The following is an 8,114-nucleotide window of genomic DNA, read 5'->3' as shown; positions in this document are numbered from 1 at the left end:
GAGTTGGTGAATTCGTTGGGCTCTGCGCGTGATGTTCGCCGTCGAAGACCTAGCCGAAACGCAAGCCCGGCTCGCCAAATTCTGTGCGAGCTTGGTGACAAAGTGGTCAACTACCAAAACGGCTACCGACTCTGCTACATTCGCAGTCTCGCAGGCATTCCGATCAGATCGGCCTGGCAGTTTGGAAAACAGACCGATTGTGAGAATCCGATGGAAGAAAATACAGTGGTTCGATTACGCTACTACAAATAGAAGCCGCCGTTTAGCTGTGACGATGACCCATGTCGTGAGTAGCTGGATTCGCTCCTAAGGAGTCGTCACATACTCGATTGAACGGTAACAAATCAGGTTATTACTGCCGTTGATTAGCGCACTTAGCGGCAAATTTTTGAAACTATCGGGATAAGGATCAATTAATGTCATTATCCTGCGCCTAGTCTTAGAGGATCGCACAAATGAGTTTTGCCGCTTTGAGTCAAATATTATTGTTTTTATTGTGGCCTGTGGTTTTTCTGGCGATTTTTTATTTTAGTGATAAGGAAAAGTTTAAACAACGGCTGAAGCATTTTAAATTTAAGGATTGGTAACTCGGAACGGTGAGCGTATTGCAGTTTTGCCGAAGGGAGATAAAATCTAATCGACCGAAGGTGCCTCGGTGTTTTCTGATTTATCGAATACTGGTGCGCACATGCGGCCCGATGAGCTTCTCATCGGGCCAGCCAACCGGTATGGATGCGGAATCAGAATTGCTTGAGTCCCAGAAGATAGACGAGTTGAGAACGCTTTATGCGCCCACGGGGATTTAAGCAATTCCTTCAAGACGGTAAGCAGAAAAGCATTTGCCAAGCTCATTAAGCATACTGCGCAATACCATTCCCAAACGACCAATTTTCTTTTTTGACTTCAACCAGGTTTATTAAAACATCTTCTCTACAGACATCTAACTCATGATGAAGACGATCGGCTATGTTTTTGTAAAGCAACTTCTTTAAATCAACACTTCTTCCTTCATTCAAGGTTATTTGTATAAAAATGATGCCATCGCTTCGATGTATGCCAAGATAATTTGAATCGTAAATTAAAGAACTATTATCATGCTCAGTAATCACCTGAAAACAATCTTTTTCGGGCACACTGATGGTATGCACCATTTCCTGATGGACAATTTCGCCGATCTTTCTTCCGAACTCCTTTTTTTCTTGTTTCAGTAACGATATTCGAACCAAAGGCATTTGATTACTCCAAAATTAAGTTAAAAACGAACAGTTTGCGGTTCTTTTATAAAAAGAACGATGCCGGTTGCGACAAAAGCGAACAGTCCTGACGCAACAAAAGCCAAGTTGTAGTCACCAATCAGACTATGGACGTACCCGGCACTGTAGGCGGCAATGGCCGCCCCGATTTGATGAGCAAAGCAAATCCAGCCGAACACCACGCCGACGTTTTGCTTCCCGAACAAGTCTGCGGTCAATGCCGAGGTGGCCGGAATGGTCGACAACCAATTCATGCCGTAGATAATCGAGAAAAGCATTAATTGTCCGGTAGTGTCTATACTGGGCAGCAATATCAGCGTTGCGCCTCTGACTACGTAGTAAAACGCCAGCGGCCAACGCTTGCCGTACCGATCGCATAACCAACCGGATAAAATGGTGCCGAATACATCGGCCGCGCCCATTACCCCTAGCGACATCGCCATGGTCATTTCGGTGAAGCCGTGTTCGATGCCATGCGGAATCAAATGGGTTTGAAATAAACCTGATGTGGTTAAACCACAAATTCCAAAACTTAACGCCAGCAGCCAAAACTGAGGGCTACTCATGGCCGATCGCATGGGATTTTGATCGGGCTTGAGTACCGTTACATGAAATCCATTATCGCCATAGGGCGACAGCCCCTTTGATTCCGGATCGTCTCTTAAAAATTTCAGGACCAAAGGTAAAGCCACCAAGCCTAACGCTACGGCGATAAACAGCGTCGCCGCGCGCCAGCCTTGGTGAACATTGATTTGCATTAGGACAGGGGTGAAGACTAACTGGCCGGAGGAGAAGGCGGCGCCCAATATCCCTAACGCGAGCCCCCGATGTTTATGGAACCAGCGATTGATCAACGCCGATCCCATAATCATTGAAGTCCCGCCCGAACCTGCTCCAATCAGCAATCCCCAAAACAAATACATTTGCCAGGATTCCCGCATAAAAACGCTGCCACCGGCGCCTGTCACCGATAAAATCAACGTGATAACGCTGATGCGTTTGGCGCCGTAGACATCCATCAACCTACCTAGAAATGGACCTGCAAGGCCGAATAACAGCAGGTTGAGCGAAATCGCCCCGCTAATGGTTTCCCTATTCCAAGCAAACTCCTGTTCCAGGGACAGCATGATGATCCCCGGCACTGAGCGCAGTGCCGATGCCACAAACAAGCACAGAAACGTGACCGCGAGGACTATCCAGGCATAATGAACTGAATAGGCGCGACTCTTTGGCATTGTTGCTAAGGACTTAACCATTTTCGTAAAGGTTTAGTTGAAAATAGACTTATTCAGCCTCTTCGATTTTGTCCAGCAGTTCGATCAGCCGGGTCACCCCTTGCAGCAGGATGCCGCCGACCCCCAAGGCGAACCAGACACCGATCACAAACCCCCAATGAATCGGCGCGGCGAAGAATTCCTCCCTAAACCAGAAGGTATGCCCCCACTCGTTGAAGCCGACGCTGACCAAAATCATGAAAGGCCCGAACACCGCCAAGGTCAAGGGCAGCGAAATGCCTTTGGCATACAAGGGCAAGCGGGTTCTGGCATACAGCCAGGCACAGCCACCCAGGATCACGTACAGCGGGAAGTTGAAATAAAACTCGATGATGTGATTGGCGGTAAACGGCGTGTCGCGGATTGCCACCTGGTGCCAGGAGTTGTCCTGTTCGGCAAAATAACTGCCCGCCCAATACACGGCGAAGGTGTAAATGCTGATCCACATGGTCAAGGTGAAATAGCGGCGAATCTCTTCCTTGGGCGCCAGTTGCTCCAAATTCCGGTCGCGCGTGGTCCATAAGTAACCCCAAAAACCACTGGCGACGGCGGCGATGACCGCCAGTTCGATATAAAACAGCCGCATCCAGTACTGTTCGAACGCAGGTTCCGTGGAATCCAAACCGTGTTCTATGGCAAAAGCACCCTGATACAGTCGTAAACCGACATAGATCACGGTCAATATGCCAAAGCCCTTTAAATATTTGGGTAAGTCGATCAAATACCAAGGCAATGATTTAGGGTTTTCGCTGCTTAAGCTAACGTGTTCTGTCGTGGTAGCCATGATGTTTGCTCCTGAATTAATTGAATTTGGGAATGACGGCCGCGGAAATACTGGAGATATAGCGTTTTCCCATCACGTCGTCGTAAAGGAACAGCAAACCGCCGACACGGCTGTCCGCGTCTTTGATCAGCCCGTCCAGCTTTTCCGACTCCCAAGCGGCATCGCGCACCTCGATGGTGACGGTGCGTTGTTCGCCGGGTGCTATAGGCGCATTGTTATCCAGGCTCAGGCCGTTATTACTGACGTCATCCTTGCCGGGCATGTGGCCAGCATCGGATAAGTCGGCGTTCATGAAATGCACGTTAGAGCTGGAAAACTCGCCGATCCTGACCGCCCCTTGGCTGCGATTGTCGACACTGACCTGCAACAGCATGGCTCGTTGAGCGACGTTGTATTCCGCTTTGATGGCGTCCACATTGACCGTTCCGGCATTGACTTGAGCCGGCAAAGGCAAAATCCGATCCAGTCCCGCTTGTAACGGAATAGCGTCCGGGTAACGGTTGGCAGTGACGGCATTCAGCGCCAATACCAATACCGGCACCCCCACTAACACGGCTTTAGCGATGAGTTTGTCCTGAGCGGTGATCAACTCCTGTTCCAAACCGGCATCCAGCATGCGGTAACGGCTGATGAACAAGGGACGACGCACCCACCACAACAACCAACCGGCAGCCAACACCCCCCAGAACAGGTGCCAGAATACGCCGTTGGCAAAGCCGAAGCTCTCCATGTCGATCAATTCACCGTTAATGGTTTTAATCCTATTGGTAAAATCGCTGGGATCGCCGCCAATTTCCAACCACACACCTGGCCCCATCACCTGACCAGCGTCTTTTAAATTAAAAAACGGGTGAATGTGGTAACGCCCCGGCAAACGGCCTTTCAAGACCACTTTGAACTCATAGTCACCACCAGGCTCCAGGGCCACCGAGTTGGTCCAAGGCTTACCGTTCAGGTAACGCTCGGTACGAATCAGCACGGGTCCGGGTGTGGAAATATTCAAGAAGCTGGCTTCCGGCTTGGGCACGCTCACCGGCCAATCCTCGGCGACATGAAACTTGCCGCTGATGCTGACTTCATCGTTGACGTTGAATTTTTGCGTGGACCATTGCACGTCGTACCACTGTATGGTGCGCATCCGAATGAACGGCTCCAGGGCTTTTTCGCCATGGGCCTGAGCGGTGGGTACTGACAACACCGACAATACATTTAAGCAAAGCAATGCCAACATCCAAGGTTTAATAAGTGATTTCATGACAGTTGCTCCTTAGATTTTTTTCAGATAACGGGTATCGGCGAACCATTTACCGATGTACCACCACAGCGGATACATCAATGAACACAGCAGTGCCGAACAAAATGCCGCCAACGGTGCGGCGTACTGGCCATAGGTTCGCAAAGTACCGCGCTCGATGATGCGTAAGTATTCCGGCATGCCGGTACGGATATATTGAAAGCCGAACAAATCGGCCACGGTGAGCTGGCTATTGGCCACCTCGACCGGTTGGTGGAACATGCCGAAGATCGGCCAGTTGGTGGGATAGAACAACAACGCAAACGCAGCACCGCCAAAAATAGAGGTGATGGTCAGGCTGTTGGTGAGCATCAACAAGGTATCCAATACCAATGCGCCCGGCACCATGGTGGCCGGCAACACCATGTTGATGGGGAAATAATTCCAGTAGTGGTAGGCAAATACCCGGGTGACCCAGGTACCTAGCAATAAGGCCGCTACGCAGAGCGTGGCGCCCAACGGTAAGCGGAATTTATCCCACAACACCGCCTGTACGGCGGCAGGAAAGGTAATGCCGATCAGCGGCGTCACCAACGGCCACCATTGCCGATCTTTCCAATCAACCCAGAAATCCCAGTCGCCGACGGTCAAGGCGAAATGCAGATGAAACGAACCGATGAACAGAAATAAAGCCAAGACCAGAATCAGATAGTCGTAGGCTCTTGCCAGACGGGCTTTTTCGCCCCGGTAGGGTTTGAACGTGGAAATTGGAATGTGTGCGGACATGTGCGGTTCCCCCGTAAAGTCTTATAGTGAATGACGGCGATAGCCATCGAAACTGGGCGTGTCGCCAACCGAAAGCTACCCTTGGGGGGGGTAAAACCCTATTGGCTGGTCGACACGCTCGCGTAATAAGTTAGGGGGAATGGGTTGAACCGTGAAATGGTGAAATTTCATCCGCTATCATCAAGATTGTTCATGCCGGCCAGCATCGATTCTTGTTTAGTATGCAACCGAATTCACTGATGGTTCCCATGCTCTGCGTGGGAACCTGCTCAGGGACGCTCTAGCGTCCCGAACCGCGGAGCGGTTCAGGCTGCGTTCCCACGCGGAGCATGGGAATGATGCAAGGGTGCGGTTGCTTGTTGGACAGGCGTCGGCGGCGTGGAAGCCGCCGCCTAGCCTACACGGACGTATTCACGGCTCCTATCCGGCAAGCACCGGGCACTTTGGGAGCCTGCTTTCATGGGCCGGGGCAATGCACTGGTTTCATGATCGTTAGCATGAAACCGAACTCATTGAGGAACATCCGTATGGCCAATCTACGCACTTTCGACTTAAACCTGTTGCTGGCTTTCGATATATTGATGCGGGAGCGCAATGTCACCCGCGCGGCGGAATGCATGTTCGTGACGCAATCGGCGATGAGCCATACCTTGCATCGCTTGCGCCAGCAACTGAACGATCCGGTACTGGTCAAATCGCCCGCCGGCATGCAGCCGACCGCGCTAGCGCTGGCCTTGGTGGAACCGGTACGCAGCCTGTTGCAGGAAATGGAACGCTTGCTCGAGGCGCCCCAAGCCTTCGATCCGGCATCCAGTCAGCGCCGTTTCACCATCGCCGCGACCGATTACATGGAGCTTTTAATCTTGCCCGAATTATCGGAATTAATCGAACAGTCCGCTCCTGGCGTGGACATCCATGTCAAACGCACGGAATCTGCTTTTCCCTTGGCGCAGCTGGAAAATGGCAGCCTGGATGTGGTGTTGGGTTTCGCTTCGGTACTGAATCCGCCCGCGCATTTGCACTGCGAACATTTATTCACGGATCGCATGGCGTGCGTCGTCAGGCAGGATCATCCCAGGATCAAAGCAGCGCCATCATTGGAGGATTATTTGGCGGCAACGCACATGCTAATCTCCAGAACCGGCGATAAATTGGGGGTAATTGACGAGAAGTTGCTGGAGTTGGGCTTGGAGCGGCGTATTAATTTCATCGTGCCGCATTTTTTGTCGGCGCCCTTAATCGTTGCCCAGTCCGATATGATTTTGTCCTTACCCTATCGCTTGGCCATAGCGTTTCAGAAACTGCTGCCGCTGAATGTCCTGCCGGTGCCGGTCAGTTTGCCGGACTACGACTTGGCGATGATTTGGCATCCCTTATGGGAAAAAGATCCGGCCCACGGTTGGCTTCGTGAACAAATTACCTCAATAGGCCGGAAAATAAGCGCATCCCAAATCAATCTTTAACGTCCTGGCAGGCCAGCGGCTAGGGCTTTGACCTTCAGCAAAAAGTAAGGCGGTTTGGATTGATTATCGCCGCCGTTGAGTGTCGCAGAGCGATGCAAGCGATTAACCACGGCGTAGAGTTGACCGTTAGAACCAAAACTGAAGGAGTCGACCCAGGACAATTTTAGGTCTTGCGCCAATTGCCGGTAATGTCGTTTAGGATCGATCACGCCAATCGCATTGTTGGCTAAGTCTCCCAGGTAGATATTGTTATTCTCATCAATGCTGATACCGTCCGAGATCGGTTTGTCGCTGTAGCGTTCGACACGCTGAGCGAGTTCTTGAGGCGTTAACGACTCGTTGATCAAGTCGGCGGCTTTAATCCGGTACAGGCTGAGGCCGTGCATTGGCCCGAAATACACCCATTCGTTGGCTAAATCCTCGGTAATGGGATTAACGCCAATATGCGGCTTAACCAATTCGCCCGACGGGGTTTTTAGCTGAATCGGCACATTGTCGATGACCAAATCGACGTTTTCCGGCAGCACGCTATGGTGTCCCTCCAGCACCCGCCGAGCCGTTCCGGTCGACAAGTTGACCACAATCAAGGCGGCATTCGCGCCGCCGGCCGGATCGCTGATGAAGGCATGGTTGTGGTTGGCATCCAACGCAAAGTCGTTGACGAACGCATCTTTTGGCGTAATCGGGGCCGGCAGGTAAATCAAACGCTGGAGTTTGTTGGTTTTGGTATTCCAGCCGACCAGTTTGGGCGTCACGCCGCTACGCATGCCGTTGTCCAGCATCCAGACGACACCATTGCTATCGGAGCGGATGCCCAGGACCGAGTCGAGCTTGATCGGCGCCGTGGAATCGGCCGCGGACATTTCTTTATTCGGAAAAGGTACCAAGGCTTGATCCTTATACTCCACCACCGTGTATTGCGGCTGATAAAACTGGTGTTGGGTCATGATGATCCGGCCACTCGCAGTCGCCGTGACATTGCCGGGCCCGATATTCAGGTTGGCAAACACCTCGAAATTTGAGTTGCCGTCAGCCAACGCTTCAAACGTAGCCAACAATAGGGCTACACAAGATTGGGTCATGCGATTCATTTTTGTCTCCAGAGTAGGATAGGGTTACGGCAAACCTTAGCGAATCGTGGAGATACTGTTAAATGACATTATTTAATCGCGCCTCATTAAAAAAACTGATTAACCTGCTCGCAGGTAATGATGCACGTTACAAAAACCTAAAAGCGCCACCCGCTTGTGGAGCGATTGCTCGGACATGAGGAAATGAATTTTATTAATACAGTTGATGAAAATTACCAATTTAACAAAT

At 51.1% G+C, this 8,114-nt stretch carries 8 protein-coding genes; 2 read left to right on the top strand and 6 right to left on the bottom strand.

Features of this window, described 5'->3' with window-relative positions; translation table 11 throughout:
- Window positions 1–252: hypothetical protein (locus AC3B8H_RS15840; RefSeq protein WP_488442513.1), on the top strand; the 252-nt coding region annotated here is incomplete at its 5' end.
- Between the two features lie 599 nt (window positions 253–851).
- On the opposite strand, the gene AC3B8H_RS15835 is transcribed toward AC3B8H_RS15840, so the two are convergent.
- The 5 genes from AC3B8H_RS15835 to amoA are packed head-to-tail and all read right to left on the bottom strand — an operon-like array spanning window position 852 to window position 5,331.
- Window positions 852–1,232: a tautomerase family protein gene (locus tag AC3B8H_RS15835; protein ID WP_488442512.1), complete on the bottom strand. Its 381-nt coding sequence runs from the start codon at window positions 1,230–1,232 to the stop codon at window positions 852–854.
- 20 nt (window positions 1,233–1,252) lie between these two features.
- Window positions 1,253–2,509: an MFS transporter gene (locus AC3B8H_RS15830; protein ID WP_488442511.1), complete on the bottom strand. Its 1,257-nt coding sequence runs from the start codon at window positions 2,507–2,509 to the stop codon at window positions 1,253–1,255.
- Window positions 2,510–2,537: 28 nt separating this feature from the next.
- Window positions 2,538–3,311, bottom strand: a complete 774-nt coding sequence (gene amoC / locus AC3B8H_RS15825; protein ID WP_488442510.1) for a bacterial ammonia monooxygenase, subunit AmoC — start codon at window positions 3,309–3,311, stop codon at window positions 2,538–2,540.
- Window positions 3,312–3,327: 16 nt separating this feature from the next.
- Complete coding sequence (amoB, locus tag AC3B8H_RS15820) at window positions 3,328–4,566, bottom strand: bacterial ammonia monooxygenase, subunit AmoB (protein WP_488442509.1); 1,239 nt, start codon at window positions 4,564–4,566, stop codon at window positions 3,328–3,330.
- Between the two features lie 12 nt (window positions 4,567–4,578).
- The gene (gene amoA / locus AC3B8H_RS15815; protein WP_488442508.1) at window positions 4,579–5,331 is read right to left on the bottom strand and encodes a bacterial ammonia monooxygenase, subunit AmoA; all 753 of its coding nucleotides are present in this window, start codon (window positions 5,329–5,331) and stop codon (window positions 4,579–4,581) included.
- Between the two features lie 527 nt (window positions 5,332–5,858).
- On the opposite strand from amoA, the gene AC3B8H_RS15810 reads away from it, so the two are divergent.
- Window positions 5,859–6,794, top strand: a complete 936-nt coding sequence (locus tag AC3B8H_RS15810) for a LysR family transcriptional regulator (RefSeq protein WP_488442507.1) — start codon at window positions 5,859–5,861, stop codon at window positions 6,792–6,794.
- On the opposite strand, the gene AC3B8H_RS15805 is transcribed toward AC3B8H_RS15810, so the two are convergent.
- Window positions 6,791–7,885 (bottom strand): L-dopachrome tautomerase-related protein, encoded by a 1,095-nt coding sequence (locus AC3B8H_RS15805; RefSeq protein ID WP_488442506.1) that lies wholly within the window; start codon window positions 7,883–7,885, stop codon window positions 6,791–6,793. The genes AC3B8H_RS15810 and AC3B8H_RS15805 overlap by 4 nt on opposite strands.
- Window positions 7,886–8,114 lie beyond the last annotated feature (229 nt).

The sequence above is a fragment of the Methylomonas sp. BG-2 genome (genome assembly GCF_057766305.1).
Note: the sequence above shows the minus strand (reverse complement) of the source record. Positions and strands in the feature narration are given on the sequence as shown.

What these genes read in the sequence shown, in the direction of transcription:
- amoA (WP_488442508.1), bottom strand. Translation starts at nt 5,331, where the DNA reads ATGTCCGCACACATTCCAATTTCCACGTTCAAACCCTACCGGGGCGAA.
- AC3B8H_RS15805 (WP_488442506.1), bottom strand. Translation starts at nt 7,885, where the DNA reads ATGAATCGCATGACCCAATCTTGTGTAGCCCTATTGTTGGCTACGTTT.
- amoC (WP_488442510.1), bottom strand. Translation starts at nt 3,311, where the DNA reads ATGGCTACCACGACAGAACACGTTAGCTTAAGCAGCGAAAACCCTAAA.
- AC3B8H_RS15835 (WP_488442512.1), bottom strand. Translation starts at nt 1,232, where the DNA reads ATGCCTTTGGTTCGAATATCGTTACTGAAACAAGAAAAAAAGGAGTTC.
- amoB (WP_488442509.1), bottom strand. Translation starts at nt 4,566, where the DNA reads ATGAAATCACTTATTAAACCTTGGATGTTGGCATTGCTTTGCTTAAAT.
- AC3B8H_RS15830 (WP_488442511.1), bottom strand. Translation starts at nt 2,509, where the DNA reads ATGGTTAAGTCCTTAGCAACAATGCCAAAGAGTCGCGCCTATTCAGTT.
- AC3B8H_RS15810 (WP_488442507.1), top strand. Translation starts at nt 5,859, where the DNA reads ATGGCCAATCTACGCACTTTCGACTTAAACCTGTTGCTGGCTTTCGAT.